The sequence below is a fragment of the Pseudomonas sp. GW821-FHT10C09 genome, from assembly GCF_059415465.1.
The window spans coordinates 23,464-50,435 of sequence record NZ_JBWKNG010000002.1 but is presented as its reverse complement, the minus strand read 5'-3'; the positions used below and the strand labels follow the sequence as shown (position 1 = coordinate 50,435).

Here is a 26,972-nt window from a genome sequence, read left to right as displayed (position 1 = left end):
TGTTTCAACTGTAGTGGCACATTGATATTTTTTTACGCGCAACGCTCTGCGGGCGGGCTTCAGTTCACTTGCCCGCCCTTGGACTCACTCATGATCTGCCGGATCGCCCCGACAAACGTCTCCACCGGCTGCCCGCCCGTGACGGCGTACTGCCCGTTGAACACCACCGTCGGCACCGAACTCACGCCACGGGTCAGCCACAATTGCTCTTCCTCAACCACCTCTTTGGCGTATTCATCCGACGCCAGAATCGCCTCGGCCCGTTGCCGGTTCAGCCCCACACTTTCAGCGATCTGCGCCAACTGACTGTGATCGGACGGGTTACCGCCGTCGCTGAAATACGCCTTGAACAGCGCTTCTTTCAGGTTGAACTGCAAGCCTTCCAGCCCTGCCCAAAACAACAACCGATGAGCATCAAAGGTGTTGTAGATGCGGCTGTTGCCGTCGGTGCGAAACGCGAAGCCGACCTCGGCGCCACGGGCGCGGATCATTTCGCGGTTCTTCTGGGATTGCTCGGGCGTCGAGCCGTATTTTTCGGTGATGTGTTCGGTGATGTTCTGGCCGTCAGGGCCCATCTTCGGGTTCAGTTCGAACGGCTGGAAACGGATCTCGGCCTGGACCTCATCGCGCAGAATCTCCAGCGCCCGGGTCAGGCCGTACAAGCCGACAACGCACCAGGGGCAGGACACGTCGCTGACGAAATCGATTTTCAAAGGGGTACTCATCACACACCTCGCTGGCTGGATCGCGCGGGAAAGCTGGAACGATACACCCGACAGGCCCACGGTGGCAGCCATACCACAATCCCCTGTGGGAGCGAGCCTGCTCGCGAAGGCGTCGTGTCATTCAATACTGCATTGACTGTTACACCGCTTTCGCGAGCAGGCTCGCTCCCACAGGGGGAACGGCGGTGTTTTGGCGGGAGTGTTTAGTTCTGTTTAGGGTTACTTCCTGAAAGCTACAGCGCCTTGCGCCATCGCCTACAAGCACGTCAGAATCCGCCGGCTTGTGCGCCTGGAGGGCCGTCGGTAACTTGGTTCTGTCACTGATTCCCAGTGATCGGGTTTAGTAGCCCGGGTAGGTTTCAACGGAAGCACAAGTGTCATTCAGTCAGGTTTTCGCCTGCACTTGATGGTGGCTGTGCGCTTGGCGCCCTCGGGCGCGCCGGTTTGATTCCTCCCGGTCTACTAACCTGCGCACAGCCGCCACCCTCCGTTTAGTAGCGAGATGGTTGCGGCTCTACTAGAGGAATTTATCTATGTTCAAAGTAACGCCGAACCCACCGGAAACCGACGACGTTTCCCCCTACGAAACCCCTGAGTCCAAAAAGCTCAACAAAGCCGCCGACCGCGCCCTCGACTACTACCTGAAACCGGTCATCCCCAAAGACACGCCTCGCAAACCCAGCACCATCTACTTCATCGCCCCCAACACCGATCACGAAACCCTGCTGGTCAACGCCTGTGAATCCCTGGCGTCAGCGAGCGTGATGTTGAGCAACTTCGCCGCAACGGTCGACGGCACCCAGCGCAACACCGTGCTCGGTATTCAGAACTCGGTCATGTTGGGTGAACTGGCGGTGAACCTGATGCTGGATAACGTCGTCCCCACCTAACCCCTGGCTGAAGAGTTTTTCTGTGGCGAGGGGGCTTGCCCCCGTTGGGTGGCGAAGCCGCCCCAGCATTTCAAAATTAGATCGCATGCACCGGATTTACGACTGCTGCGCAGCCGAACGGGGGCAAGCCCCCTCGCCACAGGATTTAGCCCCACAGTTGGATTTAGTTCCAACTGATGGATGGGGGATTAGAGGAGATTCGGGGACGGCACCGGGTCGATTTGCGCCCAATGCGAAGTGTCTTCGCGATGGGCCTGCAAGTACGGCAGCACCGCCGCCAGCAACGGTGCCTTGAACGCTTCCTGGAAGCGATGCGCCAGCCCCGGAATCAGCACCAACTGACTCCCACGAATGTGCGCCGCCAGATGCACGCCATGCATCACCGGCAACAACGGATCGGCCGTGCCGTGAACCACCAGCGTCGGCACACGCAAGTGGTTGAGCAAATCCACACGACTGCGTTCGGCAAGGATCGCCATGATCTGGCGCTTCACACCTTCAGGGTTGAACGCCCGGTCGTAGGACAGCGCCGCTTGATGCAGCAATGCCTGGCGGTCGTCCGTCACCGACGGACTGCCCAATGCCGCCAGCAAATCCGCCTGTTGTTCCAGCGCCACTTCACGATTCGGCGCGCCACGCCTCGACAACAATTGCACCAGCGCGGCAGTCGGCGCCGGTAAACCCTCGGCACCGGAGCTGGTCATGATCAGGGTCAGGCTTTCCACACGCTGCGGCGCCATCGCCGCCATGTGCTGGGCAATCATCCCGCCCATGCTCGCGCCCAATACGTGGAATTGCTCGACGTGCAAGGCGTCCATCAGGCCCAACGCATCGTCGGCCATGTCGGTCAGGGTGTACGGCGCCGACACCGGCAAGCCGAGTTTGTAGCGCAAGGCTTCGAAGGTCAGGTTGGCCTCGGCCGGAGTTTGCCGCCAGGTGGACAGGCCGACATCACGATTGTCGTAACGAATCACCCGAAAACCCTGCTGACACAGCGCAACCACAACCTCGTCCGGCCAGTGAATCAACTGCCCGCCCAGGCCCATCACCAGCAACAGCGCAGGGTCCGACGCACGGCCGATGCTCTGGTACGCCAGGCTCACCTGCGCCAGATCGACGTGTTCGGTTGGAACGTTGACATCGCAACGCGACGCCGCGAAAGACGGCAGGCCGAACAGCAGCGCGGCCAAAAAGACAACTCTTGAAAGAAATGAAACACCCATGAAAAACACCAAAACGCAGAACCCCAGTAGAGCGCGAGTCTGATGATGTTTGTTCAAGCGCGCTGCCACAGTTCCATGACAATTTCGTGAATGCTGCCCAATGGTCAATGCGATAACTATGTAGTGCCATGGACGGCGGCAGGTTCCTTTTAATGGTGCGCTCAAGAGCGGATACGCCGCTCCCCTGCACAGAGCCACGTTGCCATGATTGAAAGTGCGTTCAGCACCTTGCCCGTTTCCACTGCGTTCCTGAAAAACAACCCTGATGACAGCCTGTTGCTGAGCGCTTGGGCGCGTTGGCGCGAGTGCAGCCAGGGTTTGCAGGCGTTGTTCGACACCGCACCGCTTCGAGGTCAGCGCCCGGAACCGGCGCTCAACGAACGCTGGAATGCCTATTGGGACGCTCGGGCGCCCGGTACGCCGGTGTCGCGGCGCGAGCGGGCGAGTCAGTTGTACCGCAGTCATTTCGAGGCCTGCGCCCAGGTGGCATTCGCTCGTCGAACGTTGACGGCGCAACAGCTGCAGCCGTTGCTGTTGATCCTGGACCCGCCCGCCTCGGCCCTGCACTTGAATGATCAACCGATCCAGACCGAGCAGTTGACCCTGGTATTGAGCGACAGCGGCACCCTGAAACTCCCCGCCGCGTGGGTCATCAGCGTGGGCAATCGCCAACCCGCCGCGCAGTGGCTGTACCTGCCGGGCCGGCCTGTGCCCATTCAGCACTTCACTCGGCGCAGTGACATGGAAGACTGGTTGTCCGGGCAATCCCTCGTCCCGCAGGGCCTGCCCGACAATGACGTGCGCTTTGAATACACCGCGAAAGCCGAGCCGCTCACGGTCGCAATTACAGAGCTGCTTTTACGCCCGCCGTATGCGAACGCCATCGTTTTCGCCGCGCCTCCAGACCTTGACCCCCCCCTGCCGGACAGCCCGATAGAAGATGAACCACCGCTGTTCGACAGCCTGTTTGCCGACATTCCCTGGCCCCAGCGCCAGGCTTCACTGAACCGGCAGCGCGATGCGCTCGAAGCGCTGTTGGGCGACGAGCTCGACAGCGACCGTCACCCGTCATTCAAAACAGCACTGACGGCGCTGGAGACGGCAGAGCACGCCGCCAACACGGCGGCAACCGCTCTGCTTTACAGATCGCGCGCATTCGATTTTGCAACCTTCAATCGCGAGTTCAGCGCGCTCTATCAGGCGCACAAGGATGGCCTGCGCGCCGAGGCCCAACTTCAATTGGCGCTCAAACAGCTCGACGGCGATGAGTTCAGCCTGCTCATGGCTGTGCTGGACTCGCCGCTGGCGGCTGATCGCGACGCGGCCATCACCGCCGCCAGCCTGACGCTGTCGATGACCGACGCTAATGGCGGCATCACCACCCAGGCACTCAACGGTCCCTTCGTCATCACCCGAGATGCGCCATCGCCGCACAGCCTTTTGCTGTACTGGCCAGGTTCAGGCGGCGGTTTGCAACGGTTTGCCAACCGCGCAGAACTGGAGCGACAGTTGTTCAAGATCCAGGACCACGACCAGATGCTGGCCTTGCTGCTGAACAACATCGTCACCGACCCGCTGCATGACAGCCTCGATAAGCAGGTCAGCCACTTCGAAGAACACGCCGCGCACCTGCGCCAACATGCAGACCCACTGGAAACGCTGCGCAAACAAACGCTGGTGACCCTGCAAGTCCCGATGCCAGCCGCCAGAAACCTGGCCTTTGCACACCTGCTGGAACAAAGCCGCAGCGCGAAACTCTTCTCCCTGTTGCCCGATTGGCTGGCCACCTTGTCTGCATCCGAGCGAGTTGAACTCAAGGGTTTAGTGGAGGCTTACCTCCTGGCCATGCGTCGCAGCCACACACAACTGGAAATCGCCCTGCCACCGCGTGACGATTTCACCCGCCAGCATGTGCAGGCGCGTCTGCGAAAGGACTTCTCGCTCAACGGGCATTTTGCCGTGCAGCTTGATCTGCCCGACGCGGTGACGCTGCAAAAACAACTGGCCGATGGCGCCGCCCCTGGAACCCCGCAGAAACTCGTCGCGGTGCCCAGTAAAGCCCGCAGCAAAATGTCACTCGAAGCACTCGCCCAGCTCAACATCGACAACACGCCCTCGATGCAACTGGAGCCTCTTTCACTGCGACTGGGCTTTATGCGACTTGAGGTCACGGCGGCGGATGAAACCGAACGCCGGGCGTTGACCCGCGGTATCACCCTGCCCTGGCTGCGCAAGGTGCTGCCTGAAATGGACCTGCCCCAAGCCTACGAAAACCTGATTCGCGATGCCTTCATGGGTTCGGCCACCGAGACCACGTTCGTGAAGGAACACCGGCGTGAATGCCTGATAGAACCCTGGCGCCTGATGCTCCAGTTGCAGGGGACCTGCGCACGCCTGCAAAAGCAGATCAATCAGGATGAATGGCAGGTGTTGAACATCGCCATAGCGGCCGATACCCCGCAGGCCTGGAACGTTGCGGGCAAGCGCATCGTGCTCCTGCCGGCGTACCTCAGCGCCGGGGGCAAGGACACACCCAACGAAGGAGGCACAACTTTGTCCGGGGTGACCTTCGTTCAAGAACAAGTCAGCGGGATGACCCTGTTGTATCTGCCTGACAGCCCTGACGGCCGTTTCCTGCGCCGCTACGACAACCTCGAGACTGCTCGCCGGGCGTTGTTCAATCTATGCCTGCGCAGCGAGATGGTCAGTTATCTGGCCGCACGCGCCTTGATCGGTGACGTGCGAGCCCATGCCAGTCGCATCAACCAGGCCGTGCTCAAGCATTTCGACGCGATGATCGGGGTCGGCTTGCCTTGGCCGAAAACCACGTCACTGGCGTCCCATCTGCTCAATGCGCACATGGGACGCCTGATCGAAGCGCATCGCGGCACCTCGCGTTCCAACGATGCCTTATATCAAGAGCGCTATGCGCTCAGCGGGCCGAGGGCGTTCAACTACATAAAAATGGCCTTGGGCATGGTGCCCTTTGTCGGAGCGGGCATCGCCCTCTACGATGCCTGGAGCAGCGCCAACCACGCCGTTGCGTCCTTGTTGCGCGGTGAGGTCGGTGACGGCCTGACAGAGATTGAATCGGTGTTGTTGTCACTGGTCGATGCCGCCATGGACCTTCTTCCGGGGGCGTCCGTCAGTGCCAGAACCGCCAAGGGCGCTCACTCGCTGACGCGTATTCGTCAGCTTCGCGCCTTGGGAAAAAACGCCGGGGCACTGCAAGCGCCGTCGAAGCGCCGAGCCCGGCATGTTGTCCAGCGGTTCGCCGGGTATGAGTACGAAAAACTGATCTCCCTGACCGGCCTGGAACCGGCGACCCAAGGGATTTACCGCAATGTCTACCGGCATGCCGACGGTGACTTTATCGTTCGCCAGGGCCGTATCTTCCAGGTTGAGCGCAGCAGCGATTCACGCAACTGGCGTCTTTGCGGCACTCGACAAAAAACCTACAAGCAACCGGTCGGCCTCGATGAGGCCGGAAACTGGGACACCTATTTCGGTGTCTATGGGGTGACGTTCGAGGGCGGCGGGCTGGGGGGCGGTGGTGTGCTCGGACACTTGGCGGACGGCCTTGATCCTCTCTGGCCGGCCGTCATTCGCGAACGTCTGCCGCGTTGGTGGACCGACCAGACCTTGCGCCGCCAACAAGCGCTGAGCGAATCCGCCAATGCCACGGCCACGCTCTTCGACGCCCAGATGACGCGTACCACCGCCCTGATGGAAACGTACAACGCCAGCCCCGAAAACCTTCGCCCGGCGCTGGCACAGGCATTTGAAGTCGCGTGCATCAAGGACATGGAACTGGGCAGCAAGCATTACCAGACTCTGGCTGAGCTGCGACCCATGACGCGTGGCAACAACATGCGCGAGATCAAGGAAATACAAAGCAATGTCGCCTTTTTACTGGCCGATCGGTCCAGACAACGGGTGGTCCTGACCGGTCAACGGGCACTGGCCCTGACGGACAGGATCGACGATCTTCTGGACCAGTTGGACGCACTGCCTGCCCAGGCACTGGGCCAGCGCTTGCGTATTCTGGAGGACGTCAGGACGCTGCGTCTGGAGATAATGCGCGACTTCGACGCCATCGATGCCCACATGCGCGACCTCAACCTGTGGTACCCGCGCATTACCGACAAACCGACAAAAACAAACTTGAGCCGCGCCTTCGCGGACTTGAACGCGAGGCTCAATGAGGCCAGTCAGCTGTACTTGAAAACCGGTCAACTGCTGGAAATCGTCAAACGCTACGACAGCACCAGCGATGTTTCCTGGTTCTACCTGCAAACGCAGGCACAGACGCTGCGAACCAAAGTCGATCGCGCCCTGTTCACCCAACACAGCCTGCCGGAAGTGAGCGCCACCCGAGCCCAGCGCAATCAGATATTGCAAGAGTGCCTGAATCTTTACGGGGAGTTTCGCCGCAACATGAATGCCTGGACCGCCAGCTATCCCCAGCACTTCCATCTGGACGCCGTGGGGCCACTGCTGCTGGGTATCGAGAAAATGGCCGAACGGGCACGCAAGGCCATCGATCAACCCGCGCCTGCATCCCCCGCGGGGCAACGCGGCAAAAAAGTGTTCACCACCGAAGACGGTCAATTGCTGATCGGGGAGGAGCGCTGGGAACCGACGACCCAAAAGCGCCAATACACCCTGACAGGCCAGGGCGGGTTCGAGGAGGTTTGGGAGCAAGGGACAAACGGCAAGTTTCGCCTGCTCAATCCACAGGAACAGGGTGCTCACCCCGCTCACCAAGACCTTGGAGTGTTAACGGCCGATGCGAGCCGCCGACTTGCTGCGCAAGCGGCGTACAAAATCCGCGTCGAGGCCTATGCCCGACAGGACATGCTACCCGTTGATCTGGAACACATGATGCTCAGCGAGGCAGGCGAACTCGGCCGGCGTGCCCGGATGATTGAAGATCTTCAGCCTGCTAATGCGCTCATCCAGCAGCTGCGTGACAAGGCCACAGAACTGACCGATACCGGACGGGCACTGCGTATCGAGTACTCGATGAACAGTCGAAACCCGACCGACGGCATGCTGGATTACCTCATGCAGCAAAATTCCGCGGAGAAAAAAATCGTCGATATCCAAAAACAAAAACCGATGGAAACGTTGGGTAAACGTGCGGACGGACGCACCGACTACCTGCAGGAATACGAGGTGCGAGACCTGACGCAAACACCGCCCAAGGTGATGTGGTATGCCCACTTTCACTACAGTAAGGCAGCCCCTGCATTCGGCGAGTTTGAAAAGGCCCACCTCAAACTGCCGGAGCACCGGTTTCTGACACACGCGGACAACGTCGACCTGCCTTACGCCGACATCGGCAAGAAATCCGTAGCGCTTAAACATTTCGACCCGGCTTAAAACGCAAAACGGGAGCGGTTTTTCCGCTCCCGTTTTGGGTTCCTTATGCCAGCTGACTACGTAACTGACGCGCCGCCGCCACCATATTCACCAACGCCGCTTCGGTCTCCGGCCACGCCCGGGTCTTCAACCCGCAATCGGGATTCACCCACAAACGTTCGGCCGGAATTCGCTTCACGGCTTTGCTCATCAACTTGACCATCTCGGCCGTGTCCGGCACCCGTGGCGAGTGGATGTCGTACACACCCGGCCCGATGTCATTCGGGTAGGCGAACACTTCGAACGCCTCCAACAACTCCATGTCCGAACGCGAGGTTTCGATGGTGATCACGTCGGCATCCATGTCGGCGATGGCCTTGATCACGTCGTTGAATTCGCTGTAGCACATGTGGGTGTGAATCTGGGTTTCGTCACGCACGCCAGAAGCACTCAAGCGGAAGGCCTGCACTGCCCAATCGAGGTATTCCTGCCATTGCGCCCGGCGCAACGGCAAACCTTCGCGGAACGCGGCTTCGTCGATCTGCACAATCTTGATGCCGGCGTTTTCCAGGTCCACCACTTCATCACGCAGGGCCAGCGCCAACTGCTGCGCCTGGATTTTGCGCGACACGTCTTCTCGCGGGAACGACCACATCAGCATGGTCACGGGACCGGTGAGCATGCCTTTCATGACCTTGTCGGTCAGGCCCTGTGCATAGGTGATCCAGTCGACGGTCATCGCCTTCGGACGGCTGAGGTCGCCGTAGATGATCGCCGGTTTGACGCAGCGCGAGCCGTAGCTCTGCACCCAGCCGAAACGGGTGAACAGGTAGCCGTCCAGTTGCTCGGCGAAGTATTCGACCATGTCATTGCGTTCGGCTTCACCGTGCACCAGCACGTCGAGGCCCAGGCGTTCCTGAACTTGCACGGCGTGGCGGATTTCGCTGTGCATGGCATCGGTGTAGTCGTTGGCCGACAGCTTGCCTTGCTTGAACGCCTGACGCGCCAGACGGATCGAACCGGTCTGCGGGAACGAGCCGATGGTGGTGGTCGGGAATGCCGGTAGTTTCAAGCGTGCGCGTTGCTGTTCGATGCGCTGGGCAAACGGCGAATGGCGTTGGCTGTCCGCTGTGCCGATGGCGTTGATGCGCGCCTGCACGGCAGCTTTATGAATACGCGGTGACTCGGCGCGACTGGCCTGGATCGCCCGGCTCTCGGCCAAAGCGGCTTGCACCTTGGGCGACTGTGGATCGTTGAGGGCGTCGCGCAACACGGCGATTTCGCCACACTTCTGCACGGCAAACGCCAGCCAGCTTTTCAGTTCCGGGTCGAGTTTGTCTTCGCGGCGCAGATCCACCGGGCTGTGCAGCAACGAGCAAGAACTGCTGACCCACAGGTTGTCGCCAAAACGCTCTTGCGCCGGTTGCAGCTGAGCCAGCGCCTGCTCCAGTTCACAGCGCCAGACGTTGCGACCGTTGACCAGCCCGACCGAGAGAATCTTGTAGGTCGGCAGGCGATCGAGCACCTGGCCCAGTTGATCCGGCGCACGCACGGCGTCGATGTGCAGGCCTTGCACCGGCAGGCCGACGGCCAGACCGAGATTGTCTTCCAGACCGCTGAAGTAGGTTGCGACCAGTTTTTTCAGCGGCGAGTACTGGAGGATGTGGTAAGCGCGTTCGAACGCATTTTTCCAGGCTTGCGGCAGGTCGAGGGTCAGGATCGGTTCGTCGATCTGCACCCATTCCACGCCTTGCGCGGCGAGGCGACCGAGGATTTCGTTGTACACCGGCAGCAGGCGTTCCAGCAGGTCGAGCTTGTCGAAGTCGTTGCCACCGCCCTTGGATTTGCCCTTGCCCAGCCACAGGTAAGTCAAAGGGCCGATGATCACCGGTTTGACGGTGTGACCGAGGGCCTTGGCTTCGTCCACTTCGTCGAACAACTGCTCCCAGCTGAGTTTGAATTGTTGGTCGGCGCTGAATTCCGGGACCAGGTAGTGGTAGTTGGTGTCGAACCACTTGGTCAGTTCCTGGGCGTATTGCGCGGTGCTGTGCTCGCCACCGCAGCAACTGGCCGTGGCGCCACGGGCCATGGCGAACAAGGTGTCGAGGGTCGGTAGGCCGGCGGCATCCTTGGTGCTGTCGAAACGTTCGGGGATCACACCGAAGGTCAGCGAATGGGTCAGCACCTGGTCGTACCAGGCGAAGTCGCCCACGGGCAGCAGGTCGATCCCGGCGCCTTTCTGCAATTGCCAGTGCATGGCGCGCAATTGGCGGCCAACGCGGTCCAGGGCAGCCTGATCAATGTCGCCCTTCCAGTAGGATTCGAGGGCTTTTTTCAGTTCACGGTCCGCGCCGATGCGTGGGAAACCAAGTGTGTGGGCCAGGGCCATGGTGAATTGCTCCTTGTAAAAGATGGCGCTATTGTCGACAGCCAACCCAACATGAGACAAACTCAACCTTTTCGTGTTGATCACAAGTTTTCCTCATGGAGCCATCCGGTGCTTGAAATCCGCCACCTCAAGACCCTGCACGCCTTGCGTGAAGCCGACAGCCTGGTCGATGCCGCCGACCGTTTGCACCTGACGCAATCGGCCCTGTCCCACCAGTTCAAGGAACTGGAGGAGCGCATGGGCATGCCGCTGTTCGTGCGCAAGACCAAACCGGTGCGTTTCACCAGCGCCGGCCTGCGCCTGCTGCAACTGGCCGACGCCACACTGCCGCTGCTGCGTGGCGCCGAGCGTGACATCGCGCGGTTGGCCGGCGGCACTGCCGGGCGCTTGCACATGGCGATCGAGTGCCACAGTTGCTTCCAATGGTTGATGCCGACCATCGACCAGTTTCGCGATGCGTGGCCGGAAGTCGAGCTCGACCTGGCGTCCGGGTTTTCCTTTGCGCCGCTGCCGGCGCTGGCTCGCGGTGATCTGGACCTGGTGGTGACGTCCGATCCGCTGGACATCGCCGGTATCACCTATGTGCCGCTGTTCACCTATGAAGCCATGTTGGCGGTGGCCAACCAGCACCGCTTGGCGAGCAAGGCGTACATCGTTCCCGAAGATTTGCTCACCGAGACTTTGATCACTTATCCGGTGGAACGTGATCGACTGGACATCTTCACCCGTTTCCTCGAACCGGCCGACATCGAACCGGCGCAGGTCCGCACCTCGGAACTGACGGTGATGATGATGCAGCTGGTGGCCAGCGGTCGCGGCGTATGCGGCATGCCGCATTGGGCGCTGCACGAATACAGCTCACGGGGTTACGTGAAGGCCAAGCGGCTGGGCGAGAAGGGTTTGTTTGCGACGTTGTACGCGGGGATACGCGCGGACATGCTGGATGCGCCGTATATGCGCGACTTCTTGCTGACGGCGAAGGATACGTCGTTCTCGACGCTCGATGGTGTGAGCGCTGTTCGCTGACGGACCACAGGACCACAGGACCACAGCAATCCCTGTGGCGAGGGAGCTTGCTCCCGCTCGGCTGCGCAGCAGTCGTAAATCCAGTGAATGCTGGTTTACCTCAGAAATCCGGTGGCAGGTTTGGGGCCGCTTCGCAGCCCAGCGGGAGCAAGCTCCCTCGCCACAAAAGTTTTTATCCAGCAGGATCGGTGGTGATCTCGCGCCACATGTGGATTTTGTCGAAGTAGTCCTCGCCCACGCGCACCGCCAGCGGTTCCAGGCCGAACTGGATGAAGCCGCAACGCTGGTACAGGTTGAACGCGGCTTCATTGCCGGCAGTAACCGTCAGCTGAATCACCTTCAGCCCCGGATGCTGTTGCGCCTCGGCCAACGCCGCCTGCACCAGCTGATACCCCAACCCGCGCTGACGAACCGTACCGGACACGTACATGCCAAACAGTGTCGCCTTGTGCCGGGCCTTTTCCCGAGGTTCGAAGGCGAGACCGACGATGCCGGCCAGCTTGCCCTCCTCGAATGCCCCGAACACCACATCCAGTTTGCTGGTCAGGCGCCCTTCCCACCAGCTCAGCGGCATCGCCGCGCGCTCGCGCACGCTGGAGGTGAACGCCTGCGGATGCCGGTCATAGGCTTCGAGCATCAGCTCCCGGTAAGCCAGTGCATGACTGGCGTCCAGACGTTCAATCCACATGGTCAAGCCGTCCTGCGTTGCTCAAGCATCAGCCGCACCGCCAGCGCCGCCAACACAAACCCCATGACATAGCGCTGCGCCGCCAGCCAGGTCGGGTTCCTGACGAACCACGAAGCGATGCCCGCCGCGAACAGCGCGATCAGCAGGTTGACGCAGAAGCTGACGCTGATCTGGGTCAGGCCGAGGATGATGCTTTGGCTGAACACCGAGCCGTGTTCAGGGTTGATGAACTGCGGAAACACCGACAGGTAGAACACCGCAATCTTCGGGTTGAGCGCGCTGGTGAGAAAGCCCATGGTGATCAATTTGCGCGACGAGTCCGGCGGCAACTGCTGCGCTTCGAACGGCGAACGGGCACCGGGTTTGACCGCCTGCCAGGCCAGCCACAGCAAATACAACGCCCCCGCCCACTTCAACACTTCATACGCCATCGGCACCGCCAGAAACACCGCGGTCAAACCGGCCGCCGCCGCAAACAAATGCACAAAGAAGCCCGCGACCACGCCCAGCAAAGACGTCACGCCCGCCTTGCGCCCCTGGCAGATCGAACGGGAGATCAGGTAGATCATGTTCGGCCCCGGCGTCAGCACCATCAGCAACGCAGCAGCGGCGAAAATCAGTAGGTCTTGAAGCGGGATCATGGGCAATCCTTCGTCCGGAAATGATCAGGCAGGTTCAGTCAGCGATGCTCGATAAAACGGCAGGATCAGGTCCCGTGTCAAGGGTGCCAGCGTGACACCGCCGTCGGTGGCCGGGTCGATCCAGATCACTTCTTCGATCTCGGCAGCGGGGGTGACATCCGCATTGATGGTCAGCAAAAACAGCTCGGCCTGTACGACAAATCCCGGCTCATTGGCCGCCGGTGCCGAGAATTGCCCAAGGTAGCTGGCGTGCGCGGGATCGATGATCAACCCCAGCTCTTCTTCCAGCTCACGGGCCAGTGCGTGAACCGGTTGTTCATGGATTTCGATCTTGCCGCCCGGTTGCATGAAGGCTTCGGTGCCGCGCTTGCGCACCAGCAATGTACGGCCGTCGGGACCGATCAACAGGGCGGCGGCGATGCGGATGATGCGTGGCGAATCAGGGGAGGGAAGGGTCATGGGTCGGAGAGGGCCTTGGGTAAAGACCGCAAGGATCCCATGCTCACCGGGTGCTCGTCATCCGACGGACACTACAAGTTCTGACAGTCGAATCGCCTGAACAAGAGGATCTATCCACGTACCAGCTCGGAAATTTCCCACGCGTGGTTTTGGTAGCGTGTTCGACATCTATTCAGCCGTCATTTGCCTACCTCGCCTCGCAAGGAACATGTTGCATGTCCGATATCTCGACGCTCAAAGAAAAGAACAACCTCAAGACATTCCACTTCATTCTATTGACTGCATTGACGATGGGACTGTATCCCAATGTCTGGTTGTACAAAACCGCTGTAGCGGTGGAAGACCTCACGGGTATCAAGACCCTGAGCACGAGATTCATGATTGGATATCTGACTTTGTGTGGTATTGGCGGTGTACTGAGCAGCACGCCTGTTTTTGGTTTCTCGCTGGCGCTGGCTGTCTGGCTGCTCTCACTTGCATGGTGCTTTCGGGTACGAAGAGCGCTCAGGGCTTACGCTTTGACTGAACACAATTTCGAATTACGTATGAATCGTGTCTACTCCGTCCTGTTCACCTTTTTCCACATTAACTACTGCATCAATTCCCTCCCCCGGGACAAGCAAAAACACCAAGACAAAAAACCATCGACATCCCACTCCGTTCAAGCCTGAAACAAGAAAGGGCAGGTAACCGAAAGTTGCCTGCCCTTTTACTGCTGTAACCGATGATCCTGCGTTTTTTGGGGGGATTTACGTGGCTTCCTGGAAATCCATCTCCGGAGGCTGGCGACGGAAACCGCCGGTCAGTACCGCCAGGTACACCACGCCAATGGCCAGCCAGCTCAGGCCGAGGTAAATCGCCAGGTGGTCGAGGCTGACCATCAGCCACAAGTCCGCCACCAGACCAATGAACGGGAACACCAGGAACAGCAGCAGTTCACGCGGGCCTTTTTTCTCGCCGCCGATCCAGTAGTGAAAGATCACCGACAGGTTGACCAGGCTGAAGGCGAGGAACGCGCCGAAATTGATGAACGAGGTCGAGGTGGTGACGTCCAGTTTCAGCGCCAGCAACGCGACGACGGCGCACAACAGGATGCTGTTGACCGGGGTGCCGAAGCGTTCGTGCAAGGTGCCGAAGAACGATTTCGGCAACACACCGTCGCGGCCCATGGCGAACAGCAAACGCGAACCGCTGGCCTGCGCCGACAGGCCCGAGGCAAACTGGCCGACGATCAGGCCGATCAGGAAGATCGACACGAACAGGTCGCCGCCGATATTGCGGGCGATTTCATAGGCCGCCGAGTCGACGTTGTCGAACTGGAACGACGGGTGCGCGATCTGCACGAAGTAGGAGACGCTGACGAAGATCAGCCCGCCGATCAGGGTGATCAGCATGATTGCCCGCGGGATGGTGCGGCGCGGATCGCGGGTTTCTTCGGTCAGGGTGCTGACCGCGTCGAAGCCCAGGAACGAGTAACAGGCAATGGCCGCGCCGCTCATGATCAGCGGCATCTGCATGTCGCCGTTGAAGAACGGTTTGATCGACCACAAGGGTGTGCTCGCGTCGCCACCGACGTAGTGGATGCACAGCACCACGAAAGCGATCAGCACCAGGGCTTGCACCAACATCAGCAAGGCGTTGATGCCGTTGGCCAGTTTCAGGCCGACGATGTTGATCGCGCTGGTGATGCCGATGAACGCCAGCACCCACAGCCATTGCGGCACGGCCGGGAACGCGGAGTTGAGGTAGGCGGCGCCGATCAGCCAGATCGCCATCGGCAGGAACAGGTAATCGAGCAGCACCGCCCAACCGGCGATGAAGCCGAGTTTCGGGCTGATGGCTTTGCGCACGTAGCTGTAGGCCGAGCCTGCGACGGGGAACGCCGAGGCCATTCGGCCGTAGCTCATGGCGGTGAAAAACATCGCCACCAGTGCCGCGAGGTACGCGGCCGGCACCATGCCAGCGGTGGATTGAGCGAGGATGCCAAAGGTGCCGAGCACAATGATCGGCGTCATGTAGGCAATGCCAAACAGCACCACCGAACCCAATGACAGGGTGCGTTGCAAACGAGCCATGAGCGACTACTCCGAATTTATTAGATTTATGGCAGAGCCGAGTTCGGCGCTAAATTTCGGGCGTTACTTTGTTGTTTTGGGTGATCGGTCAAACAGGTGTGTTGTCTGTCAGGGCCTCTTCGCGTTCAGGCTCGCTCCCACAGGGGATCTCCAGTGGACACACATCCAATGTGGGAGCGAGCCTGCTCGCGAAAGGGCCAGGCGGAGCAATGCAACCTCCGGATCAGCGCGAAGGAATCAGCAACTCCCGAACCCCGCCAGCCCGCTCCACAATCTCTCCCGGCAGCTTCAGCCGTTGATCATCCAGATACCGGTAGTCCTTGCGTGCCGCGTCCAGCCGGTTGAAATCCAGCTCAACCGTAAATTGCCCTTCATCGCGCCCCGCCTCGAACAACAGCGTGCCCAGCGGATCCACCAGCGCGCTGCCGCCGGCGAACATCAACCCGTCATCGCCCGGCTCCACTCGATTGACCATCAGCGCAAACGCCTGGTTTTCCTGGGCGCGGGCCATGATCGCGGTGCGGTGCGTCGGGCCGTAGGGGTCCATGTTTCCGTTGGTGACGATCAGCAGTTCAGCGCCCAGTTGCGCGAGGGCGCGGGCGGTTTCCGGGAACTCGATGTCGTAGCAGATCAGCAGGCCGACCCGCACACCGTTCCACTCGCAGGTGGCGTAACGGTCGCCGGGCTCGAACACGCCGCGATCCGAGGCCCACAAATGCGTTTTGCGGTATTTCAGCGCGATGCCTTCAGGGGTGATCAGCAGCGTGGTGTTGTAGAAACGGCCGTTGTCGTTTTCGGCCATGCCGATCACCACCGCGATGTTGCGCTCGCGGGCGGCGGCAAGGACCGCGCTGACGGTCGGGCCGGTCAGCGGTTCGGCGGTTTGCGCCACGGTGTCGGCGGTCGGAAAGCCCATCAGGTGGGTTTCCGGGAAGACGATCAGTTGGGTGTCGGCAGCGCAGGCTGCAATCGCCGCCAGGGCGCGTTCGAGGTTGTACGCGGTGCCGTTGTCACGGCCCGCCAACTGGGCGAGTTCGACTTTCATCGGTATTCCTTGTTCTTGGGGAGGCCGGGCGGCAGAAAGATTGCCCGGCCGGTTTCTGTGCGCCAGTATGCGCAGCAAGCCACCGGCCGGGGAATCACGCCGCTGGGGTAACCCGATAGGGGTAGAGGCATGACACTTTCGCTGGACGACATCGCTTGGCACCGTTCGGTCGGGCAACTGATCGACGCGCTGGACAAGCCCAATTTCTGGACGCAACTGGTGCGTCTGCTGGATCAATACGTGACCTTCGACAGTTGGGTGGCCCTGCTTTTCAGCGCCGACCAGCACCCGCAAGTGTTCGCCGAATGCCCCGGCGAGGACGGCAGCCCGGATCAGCTGTTTCAGGATTACCTGCGCGGCTTGTACCTGCTCGACCCGTTCTACATCGCGTGCCGCGAGCAGTCGCGCACCGGCCTCTATCGCTTGTCGGAAGTGGCGCCGGAGCACTTTGAGCTGACCGAGTATTACCAGCGCTACTTTCGTCTGAATGTGGTCGCTGATGAAATCCAGTTCAATTGCCAGCTCGAAGGCGACCGCACGTTGTGCCTGTCACTGGGCAGCAAGCAGCGTTTCAGTGCCCAGCAGATTGCCTTGCTGTCGCTGATTCAGCCGTGGGTGCTGGGCCTGTTGCGCCAGCGCCTGCCCTACGAAATCAATGAAGTCGTGGCCCTCGCGCCGTCGCCACCGCAACCTGACTGGCGCGTGCAGCTGGAAGCGTCGGTGCAGCAACTCAAAGGTGCGCAACTGACCGCTCGGGAACTGGACGTCGGGCGATTGATGCTCAGCGGTTGCTCCAGTAAAGAAATCGCCCGTAAGCTGGAAATCTCCGTGGAAACCGTGAAAGTCCATAAGAAACACATGTACAGCAAGCTGGGGATCAAATCCCAGTCCGAGCTGTTTTCGATTTTTCTGCAGGCGCAGAATGCCTGACTGAAACGCGGAGTGCTTTTTACTGTGGGATCTGTGTGTATCCAACACCTGCTGCGTTGAAATAATTGAGTCCGAACCCAAGGAAACCGTATGAGCCTGTCACTCCTGAGCCGCTACGCCTTCTTTGCCGCTTGCGTGATCTTCACCCTCGCCAGCCTGCCCTTCCTCGAATACGACTGGCTCTGGCCGATCACCGCCATCACCGGCGTGCTCAGCCTGATCGGCCTGTTCGATCTGCTGCAAAGCCCGCACGCGGTGCGCCGCAACTACCCGATCCTGGGCAATATCCGTTACCTGGTGGAAGGTATTCGTCCGGAAATCCGCCAGTACCTGCTCGAATCCGACAGCGACGCCCTGCCCTTCTCCCGGGCCCAGCGGTCGCTGGTCTATTCGCGCGCCAAGAACGAAAGTGCCGACAAGCCCTTCGGCACCCTGATCGACGTGTATCAATCAGGCTTCGAGTTCATCGGTCACTCGATGCGCCCGGCGCCGTTGAGCGATCCGAGCGCCTTTCGCGTGATCGTCGGCGGCCCGCAGTGCACCCAGCCGTACTCGGCCTCGGTGTTCAACATCTCGGCCATGAGTTTCGGCTCGCTCAGCGCCAACGCGATTCGGGCACTGAACCAGGGCGCCAAGCTCGGCAACTTCGCCCATGACACCGGCGAAGGCAGCATCAGCGCTTATCACCGGGAAAATGGCGGCGACCTGACCTGGGAACTCGGCAGCGGCTACTTCGGCTGTCGCACCGCCGACGGCCGCTTCGACCCGGAACGCTTCGCCGCCCAAGCACAGACCCCGCAAGTGCGCATGATCGAAATCAAGATGAGCCAGGGCGCCAAACCCGGCCACGGCGGCATCCTGCCCAAGCACAAGGTCACCAAGGAAATCGCTGAAACCCGCGGCATCATGATGGGCGAAGACTGCATCTCGCCGTCGCGGCACAGTGCGTTTTCCACGCCAATCGAACTGATGCATTTCATCCAGCAACTGCGTGAACTGTCCGGCGGCAAACCGGTGGGCTTCAAGTTCTGCCTCGGCCATCCGTGGGAATTCATGGGCATCGCCAAAGCCATGCTGGAAACCGGCATCCTCCCGGACTTCATCGTCGTCGACGGCAAGGAAGGCGGCACCGGCGCCGCGCCGGTGGAGTTCACCGACCACATCGGCGTGCCGATGCGCGAAGGTTTGTTGTTCGTGCACAACACACTGGTCGGCCTGAACCTGCGGGACAAAATCAAACTCGGTGCCAGCGGCAAGATCGTCAGCGCCTTCGACATCGCCAGCGTCCTGGCCATCGGTGCCGATTGGGCCAACTCGGCTCGCGGCTTCATGTTCGCCATCGGTTGCATCCAGTCGCAAAGCTGCCACACCAACAAATGCCCGACCGGCGTCGCCACCCAGGACACCTTGCGCCAGCGCGCACTGGTGGTCCCGGACAAAGCCCAGCGCGTGTTCAACTTCCACCGCAACACACTCAAGGCCCTGGCCGAAATGCTCGCGGCGGCCGGTCTCGATCACCCGTCACAACTGTCGGCCAAGCATCTGGTACGGCGCATGTCGGCGACCGAAATCAAGTTGTTCTCGCAGCTGCATGTGTTCTTGAAACCGGGGGAATTACTCACGGGTGAAGTGAATGGCGAGTTTTACTCGCGGATGTGGCAGATGGCGCGGGCGGACAGTTTTGAGCCTAATGAGGGAGTTGCTGCGTAAATAACGGCTGAAAAACGATTTCATGGGGAGTAGGAGCGCCGTCCAGGACGAACAAGCGGGCCTCGCTTTCTCCTCCCCTGAGCGTTAGTACGTGTATCCAGTCGTTTGGAAATAATCGGCGGTGTTCAGGATCGGATTGACCCGCTACCCACCAGACCCTTCTCGCCTTCGGCTTCATGGCCGAAAAATCCATGAATGCGGTGCCCTCTGCTCGCCCGGGGACTAACGCACACCCCCCAAAACCGTAGGTGTCGCAGGACACGCCGGTCGATTTCACAACGTACATCTTCGGCTGGATGCCCGTTGTGTTGTAGTACATGAACGGCAAGTACCAAAATAATCCTTCGACCACGATTTCATCATCCGGGCGAGCCTCGCGAGCGATCCCGGCCGCTAGCACGTCCAGCCTGGCCTCGTGACGAAAAACGGCATCGCCCATTACATCAGACTGCTCGTATACCGCCGTCAGCCCATACGTTTGCACCCCGACAACCAGAACAAAAGCCAAAGTGGCGAGGATTCTGCATTGCCGTCCCAAACCTTCCAGCGCAACAGCAAGGATCATGGGTAATCCTGCAGCCGCGAACACAAGGTATCGTTGGAGGAAAAGGGGGAGGATTTGCGACAGCAGAAAAACAATCAGTACCGGTACGAAGAAGTAACTCACCAGCAGCGCGCTGTAGCGGTGTTGACTCCGGTCTTTCGACAACACAAATAGTGCGCAAGCAACGACCAATACCGTCGGCACCAGACGCCACCCTAAAGACGCTGGCACATCACTCATCGCCATGAATGACCAAACAACCGTCAGTGCGACCTCCCACGTAAGAGGCGGTATCCAGTCGTGCCGATTTCCGTACTGCAGTTGATCGATGAAATGGGGTAACCACGGCAGGAACAACACGACAATGGCAGCGTTGGCGCCTATCCATGCACGGGCGGATAAACCGCGCGACCGCCACCAAAAAACCCAATGCACGACGACACACAACGCGGCGAAAAAATGGGTATAGAACGCTGCCGTCATCAGCAGCACATAAATGATCGCAAAACGCTTTTGCTGCGGTGAATTGACCCAACACACCAACGCCACGGTGGCGCCCATCAGCCAGAAACCAAGCAGGGCATACATCCTGATTTCCTGACTGTAGCGAACCGATATCGGCAGCAACGCAAACAACAATGCAGCCATCCAGGTTGCCCTTCGTGTCGCCACCAGACTCATCAGCTTGATGCACAGCAACAACGTGCCGACATCGGCCAGGACACTCAGCGAACGCGCAGCCAGGGCGCCATTACCGAACATCAGGATCCAGTAATGCAACATCACGTAGTAAAGCGGTGGATTCACGTCTCGAGCCGTGGTGTTCCAGATATCCGCAGGCAACCGCTCGGCGAGCAGCAGGCTAAAGGCTTCGTGGAACCAGACGGGCGACGTGGTGATGGCGTGAAATCTCACGAATAACGCGATCGCCACCACCACAAACAGCGCCGCCACCTCCCCAGTGCAGCGCGAAATTTTCACGCTTCGCGCTCGCTGAACAAGATAAATCGCGAAAAGAAAAACCCGCAGACCAGGCTCAACAGCGAGAACGATGCGACGGTCACCAGGCCGTGGAGCTTCCACACATCGGCATAGTGGCCAACCACAACACTCAGTACGCCCATGAAGCCGATATACACCAGATAACGAACCACCGACGCCCCGGCTTCAAATGTGTACAGCGCATGCACATAGAAGGAAAACGTCGCTGCCACACAAAATGCCGAAAAGTTACTGGCGGCCTGACTAAATCCGGCGGCCGTGTTCAGTACATAAAAGAGCTGCCAATGAATCAGCGTATTGGCCACGCCAACCACCGCGTAGGTGGAAAACTCCTTCCATAAGGCTTTCATGTCCGCTCCCTGGCTGGTTGCTGTTTCAGGCGTCAACCTAAAGCCAGCGCAAGTGTGCGTCTACTGTCAGAACTATCAGGTAGCGCGACCTTCCAGACCAGCGGTCGATTACCACTGCAGCGTGGTGACCCGGGGTGGTTCTTTCATGACGATAAAGCCGTAATCCCCCAGCAGATAAATGCGATAGAACAGGCTGTCCACCAGCGGTGGATAACCCTGGTAGCCCACCCGCGTGGCGTTGCGCCGCTCCTTTTCCCTGACCACGTTGGTGATGCCGGTTTTGGGCAGGTTTTCCGCGAGCATGTAGAAGTCGATGTTCAGCAGGTAGTGCAACACCGGCATTTGCTTGAATGACCCGGCGGCCGCCACCAGCCAGTGATCCGAATAGCTGACCGACAGATAAATGCGCTTGGCGTTGCGCAATGCCGGGCGAGAGGCGATGTCGGCACTCAAGGCGTACAAGGCGTTAGTCGTGAAGGTCTTTTGCAGGGTCAGCACGCGGCCATAGGCGAAGGACAACGAGAGCGTCGCCAACAGCGGGATCAACAACAGCAATGGCAGCTTTGCATGCAATGACGCCAGCACCCGATGACTCAGGTAGAACAACAAAACCAGGACGACGCCGAAGCCCATCAAGGTTCGGGCGCCTTCATTGAAGTCGCGGAAAAACAAGGAGGCGCCGGGCACCAGCAACAGCAAAACCGGCAGCATTAAAAGACAGGCGATACCGATTACCGCTTTGTGCAGGCCCGAGTCCCACCGCGCCAGCACACCGCGCCCCACGCACACGCCACCGGCGATGGCGCACAACAACAGCGCGCCGAACACCCAGGCAAATCCGCCATGAAACAGCAGCACGATTTTTTCCAGGACCCGGCCAGCATTGATTTCAACTTGCAGCAGCGGTGCCGCCTCGCCGTTCAGCATCGAGGTGCGTGCTTGACTCATATAGGCAAAAGCCGTGGCGTAATAGATCAAGCCAGCCAGCAGCAACTGCGCGCCTTTCCAGCCAAGCAATCTGCACCATGCGGGCCACGCTAATCGGTCGCTGGCCCCCCGCAGCAGTTCCAGGCAACAGAGCCCGAGAAACACGTTGATGCTGACCTGATATAGGCCGATGGCCAATGCGATCAGCAGGGCCGGAACGATGAGTTGCTGAACGCGCGAAAGGCTGCGGAAGGTGATCGCGCAGATCACCGCCACCACGCTCAGCGCCATGGTCGGCCCGTCGTATTGGTACGACAGGTTTTGCAGAAAAAACGGGTTGTACCAAAGTGGCAGCAACACCAGGCAATGGGTAAACGTCGGTTCGGGGAAATAGTGGAACGTCAGGCGCGTCAGGGCGGCGCTCATGGCCAGCGTGGCGATCAACAACGGCAATGGGAAGATATTGGGCGCGGCACCGCTGAAGGTCAGCAGGTGATAAAACCATTGCGCGAACAGGCGACCCTCCTCCGTCCACGCCGTGCCGGCGGCCAGGGAACGCCAGTTGTCGTCGATGTAGGGGTAATCCGCGAGGATCAGCGGCAGGACGAATAGCAGCGTTGCGAAAAGAAAACTCAGCCAGACCTGACGGCCTCCCAATTCTTTTTCGAGCCAGTCACTGATTTTCATCCCGAAACCTCATGGGAACTGCGTTAAATCAATAAACCTTTGAACCTGGCGCGCGCCAGAGATCACTGGGCCGCAAGTCTTTCAGACAGGCGGTTATCCTTCGGCAATGCTCAGAGACATTCGGTAATACCCGGACTTTTGCAATTACCCCCAAATCACGGCACCCTGCGCGCCGCCGATGTGCGGCGCGTTACCTTTATGGCGCCCCGTTCCTACTTCAAAACCGTTCAAGAGCCCGCCGCCATGACGACTGAACGCGATCACCGAATCGACTTTTTCCGAGGCCTGGCACTGATCTTCATCTTCTGGGATCACGTGCCTCACAACCCCTTGGGTCAAATCACCCTGCGTAATGTCGGCTTCAGCGATGCGGCGGAGATCTTCGTGTTTCTGGCCGGTTATGCGGCGGTCCTGGCCTACGGCAAAATCCTTGCACGCGACGGTTACTTGATTGCCTGCGTGAAAATCCTGCGCCGCGCCTGGGTGCTGTATGTGGTGCATATTTTCCTGTTGGCGATGCTGATGGGCATCGTGTTTTTCGCTAACAGCCATGTGGAAACCCGAGATCTGGTCGAGGAAATGGGTCTGCATCACTTCATCACCAACCCGCAGCAGGCGTTGACGGATGAACTGCTGCTGCGCTTCAAACCGAACCTGATGGACCCGTTGCCGCTGTACATCGTGTTGCTGGCCGGATTGCCGCTGGTGTTGCCGATGCTGGTGCGCAAGGCGTGGGCGGTGGTGGCAGTGTCGTTGACCGTTTACCTGCTGGCGCCTTCGTTTGGCTGGAACCTGGCCGCGATCAAGGACGGCGTGTGGTACTTCAACCCTGTCACCTGGCAACTGCTGTTTGTGCTCGGCGGCGCGGCGGCGATTCACGGGCAAAAGCCTCGATCGGCCGAGACGCGTGCGCTGCTGCGCCAGCCATTGTTTGTCAGTGCGGCGATTTATGCGGTGCTGGCCGGGGTGATTACCGTGTCCTGGCGCTGGCCGCAAATACATGACGCGCTGATGCCCTCCCTGCTGAGCAACCTGCTGTACCCAATCAGCAAGACCGACCTGTCGCCGGTGCGCCTGCTGCACTTTCTGGCCCTGGCGTATGTCACGGCGAAACTGTTGCCGGACACGGGCTGGACGCAACACTGGCTGGCCCGGCAATGTTCGCGCATGGGTCGTTACTCGCTGGAAGTGTTCTGCCTCGGTGTGTTGCTGGCGCCGTTGGCTGACATGGTCAACGCCCTGACCGACGATGCGTTTGCCATGCAGATTTTCACCGCGCTGGTGGGGGCCGGGTTGATGGGGTTGTTGGCGGTCTGGCTGGAGTTCAATAAACGCCTGACACGATCACCGCAAAACGCAGTCGCCTGAAACCAAAAAGCCCCGGTCATCTCGACCGGGGCTTTTGCGTTTCAAGCGTTACGTCTTACGAAGCCGAACGCACTGCGCCTTGCGACACATTGCTCGGTTGCAGCTTGAACACGTAGAACAACACCGTCAGCAGCACCAGGAACGCCGGGCCGACATACAGCGCCACGCGGGTTTCCGGGAAGTACGCCATCAGGCCGACCACCAGCACCAGGAACGCCAGCGCCAGGTACGAGCTGACCGGGTACAGCCACATCTTGTATTTGAGGCCGGCACGTTCGCTGGCGCTCAAGCCCTGGCGGAATTTGAGCTGGGCCAGCAGGATCATCACCCAGGTCCAGATCGCACCGAAAGTGGCAATTGCTGTGACCCAGACGAAGACCTGCTCCGGCACCAGGTAATTGAGCAACACGCCCAGCAGCAACACGCCCATCGACAGCAGCAAGGCGCGACGGGGCACGCCGTTACTCGAGGTCTTGGCGAAACCGGCCGGGGCCTGGCCGTTTTGCGCCAGGCTGTAGAGCATGCGCCCGGTGCTGAAGATGCCACCGTTGCAGGACGACAGCGCCGCGGTGATCACCACGAAGTTGATGATGCCGGCGGCGGTCTTGATGCCCAGACGCTCGAAGGTCATCACAAACGGGCTGCCCTGGGTGCCGATTTCGTTCCACGGGTAGATCGACAGGATCACGAACAGTGCGCCGACGTAGAACAGCAGAATCCGCCAGAACACCGAGCCGATGGCATCCGGGATGGTCTTCTGCGGGTTCTTGGCTTCACCGGCGGTCAAGCCGATCATCTCGACGCCGAGGTAGGCGAACATGACCATTTGCAGCGACATCAACACGCCTTGCACGCCATTGGGCATGAAACCGCCGTGCGCCCAGAGGTTGGAAATCCCCAGCGCCACACCGTCGTTACCGAAGCCGAATGCAATCACGCCGATACCGCCAATCACCATTGCAATGATGGTGACGATCTTGATCAGGGCGAACCAGAACTCGAACTCACCGAAGGCTTTGACCGCGATCAGGTTGATGGTGCCCATGCTGATCAACGCCGACAGCGCCCAGATCCAGCGCGGCACATCCGGGAACCAGACGCCCATGTACACCGCCACGGCAGTGATTTCCGCGACGCAGGTCACCAACCATAAAAACCAATAGTTCCAGCCGGTGAGGAAGCCCGCCAGGGGGCCGAGGTAGTCTTGGGCGTAACGGCTGAACGAGCCGGCGACCGGGTTGTGCACAGCCATCTCGCCGAGGGCACGCATGATCACCAGGATCGCCAGACCGCCGATGATGTAGGACAACATGATGGCGGGGCCGGCCATTTCGATGGCCTTGGCCGAACCCAGGAACAGGCCGACGCCGATACAGGCACCGAGTGCCATCAAGCGAATATGCCGTTCGCCGAGTTCGCGTTTAAGCGGGCCGCCCTGAGCGGTCTCGCCGTGGGGCAGGTGATTGCCAGCAGGCATAGGGACATCCTCGTCTTGTTATTGGATATAGCCACCGAGTGTCGAAGCGCTGACCGATAAGCCATTGCTTGCCTGAAACCGGCCTGCTTCGTGAGCAGGACCGTCCTGTAGGACAAAACCTCCAGGATCAGCGGGACGTGCAGTATAAAAAGCATTGCTCAGGTGTTTTCACTCTATAAACCATAAATTACAGCCACAACTCTCGGTAAAAGCGGCTTTTACGGAGAGGCTTTAACTGGCTAAAAGTGATTTCACCCGTTGCAGAAAACGGCGCCGAGTATTGCACAGCATTGGTGCATCGTCATGCCCAGACCTTCGCCGCATTTACCAGACGACGTGTCTAGCTCAGCTATTTCAGACACCAACCGCCCCCTCAGGCAAGAAGAGCTGTTGTGGCGAGGGGGCTTGCCCCCGTTGGACTGCGCAGCAGTCCCCATAGTCTAAAAACCAATCGACGACTGCTGCGCAGCCGAACGGGGCGATGCGGCGTTCCGACAAGCCCCCTCGCCACAGGAGCCCCCTCGCCACAAAAGCCCTCCTCTTTAAAGGAACTCATCTGTCCTTCAAGAGAGTCAGAAATTTCGTTCAACAGTCTCAGCTTCGATACAGCCCACCGCCTACTAGCCTGACAACGTCGTTTGACTATCACGTAAGGAAGCAATGGATTGCCTACTCAACCAAACTCCCATCGCCTGCGCTTAGGCAGAAACTCCGAGAACGGCCGCGCCTATCTCATCACTGCGGTTGTGCACGACCGCCAACCCATATTTTCTGATTGGCGAATTGGGCGTTTGCTGGTAGCAGAAATGCGAAGAGCACACGACACAGGGCTAGTAGATTCAATTGCCTGGGTGGTTATGCCCGATCACGTCCACTGGCGTATGCAGCTCAAGGACAAGGATTTGGGCAGGATGGTGGGCGCCATCAAGTCACGCAGCACCCTGGCAGTGAACAAACTTACCGGTCGTAGTGGATCGTTCTGGCAAACCGGCTACCACGACCGTGCAATCCGAGATGGCGAAGAGCTCCTACCGTTCGCCCGCTACATAGTTGCCAACCCGTTGCGTGCCGGGCTGGTGGAAAAAATAGGTGATTACCCGTTGTGGGATGCGAACTGGCTGTAAACCCGCACACTTATCTCCTTGTGATGACTTGCAGTGGTGAGGGGGCTGCTGTGGCTAGAGGGCTGTTGTGGCGAGGGGGCTTGCCCCCGTTCGGCTGCGCAGCAGTCGTCGATTTGTTTTTAAACTATTGGGGACTGCTGCGCAGTCCAACGGGGGCAAGCCCCCTCGCCACAACAGCCCTCTAGCCACAGGAGCCCTCTCGCCACAACACCACCATCGCCGCAGGTCACGGGAAATATTCGATATTTGTGCACTCACAATTTTTTCCCCATCGCCAACCACCGTCTAAGCTTCAGACAAGTCAGATCAATCTGCGTGAATGGATCAA

The 26,972-nt window shown here is 59.7% G+C and carries 20 protein-coding genes; 8 read left to right on the top strand and 12 right to left on the bottom strand.

Annotation, left to right across the window (positions count from 1 at the left end):
• Window positions 1-59 precede the first annotated feature (59 nt).
• Window positions 60-725, bottom strand: coding sequence for a DsbA family oxidoreductase (locus AC07N8_RS01645; protein ID WP_483841896.1), 666 nt, complete (start codon window positions 723-725; stop codon window positions 60-62).
• Window positions 726-1,258: 533 nt separating this feature from the next.
• Between AC07N8_RS01645 and AC07N8_RS01640 the strand changes: the two genes are divergently transcribed.
• Window positions 1,259-1,615, top strand: coding sequence for a DUF6124 family protein (locus tag AC07N8_RS01640; RefSeq protein WP_483841897.1), 357 nt, complete (start codon window positions 1,259-1,261; stop codon window positions 1,613-1,615).
• A gap of 188 nt (window positions 1,616-1,803) precedes the next feature.
• On the opposite strand, the gene AC07N8_RS01635 is transcribed toward AC07N8_RS01640, so the two are convergent.
• Window positions 1,804-2,838 carry an alpha/beta fold hydrolase gene (locus AC07N8_RS01635; RefSeq protein WP_483841898.1) on the bottom strand — a complete coding sequence of 345 codons (1,035 nt, stop codon included), beginning with the start codon at window positions 2,836-2,838 and terminating at the stop codon, window positions 1,804-1,806.
• Between the two features lie 204 nt (window positions 2,839-3,042).
• Between AC07N8_RS01635 and AC07N8_RS01630 the strand changes: the two genes are divergently transcribed.
• A complete protein-coding gene (locus AC07N8_RS01630) occupies window positions 3,043-8,223 on the top strand; it encodes a dermonecrotic toxin domain-containing protein (protein WP_493142317.1) in 5,181 nt (1,726 codons plus the stop codon).
• A 43-nt stretch (window positions 8,224-8,266) separates the two neighbouring features.
• Here the strand turns inward: AC07N8_RS01630 and metE are convergent, their stop codons facing one another.
• Complete coding sequence (gene metE, locus AC07N8_RS01625) at window positions 8,267-10,591, bottom strand: 5-methyltetrahydropteroyltriglutamate--homocysteine S-methyltransferase (RefSeq protein WP_493142315.1); 2,325 nt, start codon at window positions 10,589-10,591, stop codon at window positions 8,267-8,269.
• A gap of 108 nt (window positions 10,592-10,699) precedes the next feature.
• On the opposite strand from metE, the gene metR reads away from it, so the two are divergent.
• A complete protein-coding gene (gene metR / locus AC07N8_RS01620; protein ID WP_007944922.1) occupies window positions 10,700-11,617 on the top strand; it encodes a transcriptional regulator MetR in 918 nt (305 codons plus the stop codon).
• 172 nt (window positions 11,618-11,789) lie between these two features.
• On the opposite strand, the gene AC07N8_RS01615 is transcribed toward metR, so the two are convergent.
• The 3 genes from AC07N8_RS01615 to AC07N8_RS01605 are packed head-to-tail and all read right to left on the bottom strand — an operon-like array spanning window position 11,790 to window position 13,405.
• The gene (locus tag AC07N8_RS01615) at window positions 11,790-12,305 is read right to left on the bottom strand and encodes a GNAT family N-acetyltransferase (RefSeq protein WP_483841901.1); all 516 of its coding nucleotides are present in this window, start codon (window positions 12,303-12,305) and stop codon (window positions 11,790-11,792) included.
• A 2-nt stretch (window positions 12,306-12,307) separates the two neighbouring features.
• Window positions 12,308-12,946 carry a LysE family translocator gene (locus tag AC07N8_RS01610; RefSeq protein ID WP_483841902.1) on the bottom strand — a complete coding sequence of 213 codons (639 nt, stop codon included), beginning with the start codon at window positions 12,944-12,946 and terminating at the stop codon, window positions 12,308-12,310.
• Between the two features lie 24 nt (window positions 12,947-12,970).
• Window positions 12,971-13,405 (bottom strand): NUDIX hydrolase, encoded by a 435-nt coding sequence (locus AC07N8_RS01605; RefSeq protein WP_493142314.1) that lies wholly within the window; start codon window positions 13,403-13,405, stop codon window positions 12,971-12,973.
• A gap of 215 nt (window positions 13,406-13,620) precedes the next feature.
• On the opposite strand from AC07N8_RS01605, the gene AC07N8_RS01600 reads away from it, so the two are divergent.
• Window positions 13,621-14,076, top strand: coding sequence for a DUF4234 domain-containing protein (locus AC07N8_RS01600; RefSeq protein ID WP_493142312.1), 456 nt, complete (start codon window positions 13,621-13,623; stop codon window positions 14,074-14,076).
• Between the two features lie 78 nt (window positions 14,077-14,154).
• Here AC07N8_RS01600 and AC07N8_RS01595 read toward each other — a convergent pair whose 3' ends face one another.
• Both AC07N8_RS01595 and AC07N8_RS01590 read right to left on the bottom strand, forming a co-directional pair.
• Window positions 14,155-15,480 (bottom strand): APC family permease, encoded by a 1,326-nt coding sequence (locus AC07N8_RS01595; protein WP_493142310.1) that lies wholly within the window; start codon window positions 15,478-15,480, stop codon window positions 14,155-14,157.
• A 223-nt stretch (window positions 15,481-15,703) separates the two neighbouring features.
• Complete coding sequence (locus AC07N8_RS01590; RefSeq protein ID WP_493142308.1) at window positions 15,704-16,525, bottom strand: carbon-nitrogen hydrolase family protein; 822 nt, start codon at window positions 16,523-16,525, stop codon at window positions 15,704-15,706.
• A 129-nt stretch (window positions 16,526-16,654) separates the two neighbouring features.
• Here AC07N8_RS01590 and AC07N8_RS01585 point away from each other — a divergent pair, with 129 nt between their 5' ends.
• Window positions 16,655-17,455, top strand: a complete 801-nt coding sequence (locus AC07N8_RS01585; protein WP_483841907.1) for a helix-turn-helix transcriptional regulator — start codon at window positions 16,655-16,657, stop codon at window positions 17,453-17,455.
• A gap of 90 nt (window positions 17,456-17,545) precedes the next feature.
• On the top strand, window positions 17,546-19,165 hold the full coding sequence (locus AC07N8_RS01580; protein ID WP_493142306.1) for an FMN-binding glutamate synthase family protein: 1,620 nt from the start codon (window positions 17,546-17,548) through the stop codon (window positions 19,163-19,165).
• Here the strand turns inward: AC07N8_RS01580 and AC07N8_RS01575 are convergent.
• The 3 genes from AC07N8_RS01575 to AC07N8_RS01565 all read right to left on the bottom strand — a co-directional run bounded on the left by AC07N8_RS01575 (window position 19,143) and on the right by AC07N8_RS01565 (window position 22,675).
• The gene (locus AC07N8_RS01575) at window positions 19,143-20,690 is read right to left on the bottom strand and encodes a glycosyltransferase family 39 protein (RefSeq protein ID WP_493142304.1); all 1,548 of its coding nucleotides are present in this window, start codon (window positions 20,688-20,690) and stop codon (window positions 19,143-19,145) included. The genes AC07N8_RS01580 and AC07N8_RS01575 overlap by 23 nt on opposite strands.
• Complete coding sequence (locus AC07N8_RS01570) at window positions 20,687-21,061, bottom strand: GtrA family protein (protein ID WP_483841910.1); 375 nt, start codon at window positions 21,059-21,061, stop codon at window positions 20,687-20,689. Before AC07N8_RS01570 ends, AC07N8_RS01575 begins: the two co-directional genes overlap by 4 nt.
• Window positions 21,062-21,169: 108 nt before the next feature.
• Window positions 21,170-22,675 (bottom strand): glucosyltransferase domain-containing protein, encoded by a 1,506-nt coding sequence (locus tag AC07N8_RS01565; RefSeq protein WP_493142302.1) that lies wholly within the window; start codon window positions 22,673-22,675, stop codon window positions 21,170-21,172.
• A gap of 243 nt (window positions 22,676-22,918) precedes the next feature.
• Between AC07N8_RS01565 and AC07N8_RS01560 the strand changes: the two genes are divergently transcribed.
• Entirely contained in the window at window positions 22,919-24,043 is a 1,125-nt protein-coding gene (locus AC07N8_RS01560) for an OpgC family protein (protein WP_493142300.1), read from the top strand.
• Between the two features lie 55 nt (window positions 24,044-24,098).
• On the opposite strand, the gene AC07N8_RS01555 is transcribed toward AC07N8_RS01560, so the two are convergent.
• A complete protein-coding gene (locus AC07N8_RS01555; protein ID WP_483841912.1) occupies window positions 24,099-25,520 on the bottom strand; it encodes an amino acid permease in 1,422 nt (473 codons plus the stop codon).
• Between the two features lie 665 nt (window positions 25,521-26,185).
• Here AC07N8_RS01555 and AC07N8_RS01550 point away from each other — a divergent pair.
• Window positions 26,186-26,644, top strand: coding sequence for an REP-associated tyrosine transposase (locus tag AC07N8_RS01550; protein WP_493142298.1), 459 nt, complete (start codon window positions 26,186-26,188; stop codon window positions 26,642-26,644).
• Window positions 26,645-26,972 lie beyond the last annotated feature (328 nt).

Excerpts from the sequence above, each read along its gene's own strand:
- AC07N8_RS01585 (WP_483841907.1), top strand. The coding sequence starts at position 16,655 with ATGACACTTTCGCTGGACGACATCGCTTGGCACCGTTCGGTCGGGCAA.
- AC07N8_RS01630 (WP_493142317.1), top strand. The coding sequence starts at position 3,043 with ATGATTGAAAGTGCGTTCAGCACCTTGCCCGTTTCCACTGCGTTCCTG.
- AC07N8_RS01570 (WP_483841910.1), bottom strand. The coding sequence starts at position 21,061 with ATGAAAGCCTTATGGAAGGAGTTTTCCACCTACGCGGTGGTTGGCGTG.
- AC07N8_RS01560 (WP_493142300.1), top strand. The coding sequence starts at position 22,919 with ATGACGACTGAACGCGATCACCGAATCGACTTTTTCCGAGGCCTGGCA.
- AC07N8_RS01635 (WP_483841898.1), bottom strand. The coding sequence starts at position 2,838 with ATGGGTGTTTCATTTCTTTCAAGAGTTGTCTTTTTGGCCGCGCTGCTG.
- AC07N8_RS01590 (WP_493142308.1), bottom strand. The coding sequence starts at position 16,525 with ATGAAAGTCGAACTCGCCCAGTTGGCGGGCCGTGACAACGGCACCGCG.
- AC07N8_RS01565 (WP_493142302.1), bottom strand. The coding sequence starts at position 22,675 with ATGAAAATCAGTGACTGGCTCGAAAAAGAATTGGGAGGCCGTCAGGTC.
- AC07N8_RS01640 (WP_483841897.1), top strand. The coding sequence starts at position 1,259 with ATGTTCAAAGTAACGCCGAACCCACCGGAAACCGACGACGTTTCCCCC.
- AC07N8_RS01595 (WP_493142310.1), bottom strand. The coding sequence starts at position 15,480 with ATGGCTCGTTTGCAACGCACCCTGTCATTGGGTTCGGTGGTGCTGTTT.
- AC07N8_RS01605 (WP_493142314.1), bottom strand. The coding sequence starts at position 13,405 with ATGACCCTTCCCTCCCCTGATTCGCCACGCATCATCCGCATCGCCGCC.
- metE (WP_493142315.1), bottom strand. The coding sequence starts at position 10,591 with ATGGCCCTGGCCCACACACTTGGTTTCCCACGCATCGGCGCGGACCGT.
- AC07N8_RS01580 (WP_493142306.1), top strand. The coding sequence starts at position 17,546 with ATGAGCCTGTCACTCCTGAGCCGCTACGCCTTCTTTGCCGCTTGCGTG.
- AC07N8_RS01645 (WP_483841896.1), bottom strand. The coding sequence starts at position 725 with ATGAGTACCCCTTTGAAAATCGATTTCGTCAGCGACGTGTCCTGCCCC.
- AC07N8_RS01610 (WP_483841902.1), bottom strand. The coding sequence starts at position 12,946 with ATGATCCCGCTTCAAGACCTACTGATTTTCGCCGCTGCTGCGTTGCTG.
- AC07N8_RS01555 (WP_483841912.1), bottom strand. The coding sequence starts at position 25,520 with ATGCCTGCTGGCAATCACCTGCCCCACGGCGAGACCGCTCAGGGCGGC.
- AC07N8_RS01600 (WP_493142312.1), top strand. The coding sequence starts at position 13,621 with ATGTCCGATATCTCGACGCTCAAAGAAAAGAACAACCTCAAGACATTC.
- AC07N8_RS01615 (WP_483841901.1), bottom strand. The coding sequence starts at position 12,305 with ATGTGGATTGAACGTCTGGACGCCAGTCATGCACTGGCTTACCGGGAG.